The sequence below is a fragment of the Ideonella livida genome (genome assembly GCF_010499455.1).
GTDB classification, from domain to species: domain Bacteria; phylum Pseudomonadota; class Gammaproteobacteria; order Burkholderiales; family Burkholderiaceae_C; genus Ideonella; species Ideonella livida.
Genome location: NZ_JAAGOH010000092.1, coordinates 1 through 606, shown reverse-complemented (window position 1 = coordinate 606; position 606 = coordinate 1). Strand labels below are relative to the sequence as shown.

The following is a 606-nucleotide window of genomic DNA, read 5'->3' as shown; positions in this document are numbered from 1 at the left end:
TGCGTCGTTTCGTGCGGCGCGGGATGTTCAGGCCCAACTCGCAATACACGCGCCAGACCCGCTTGTGATTCCAAGGCCGCCCATCCAGGCGCAGACGGTCGAAACACTTCCAGAAGCCCCAGCGGCCGTTGCGCTCGACCACACCGTTGAGCGCATCGATGACCTCCGCGTCCTTCTCCTGAGGCAGCGGTGGCACCTTGTAGTACGCCGCCCGCGACAGGCCTGCGACCCTGCAGGCCCGTGTGACCGACAGGCGGTGTTCGGTCGCCATGACCGAGACCACCTGCCGCTTCGCGGACGGCGTCAGAATGTTTTTGACAGCACGTCCTTGATGGCCGCGTTCTCCAGCGCGAGGTCCGCGTACATGCGCTTGAGCCGCGCGTTCTCGGCCTCCAGCTCCCGCATGCGCGTCAGGTCCGAGACGGTCGCTCCAGCGTACTTGCTCTTCCAGGCGTAGTACGTCGGCGAGCTGATGCCGTGCTTGCGGCAGACCTCGATCACCGGCATGCCGGACTCGCCCTCCTTGAGGATCGCCACGATCTGGCTCTGCCGTGAACTTGCTTTTCCTCATCGGCCTCTTCCTTCGGGGTTGGGCCGCATTCTCTG

The 606-nt window shown here is 64.9% G+C and carries 1 pseudogene; it reads right to left on the bottom strand.

The window, feature by feature from the left end:
• Window positions 1-571: pseudogene (locus G3A44_RS23920) on the bottom strand (transposase); the annotation flags it as partial.
• Window positions 572-606: the final 35 nt, after the last annotated feature.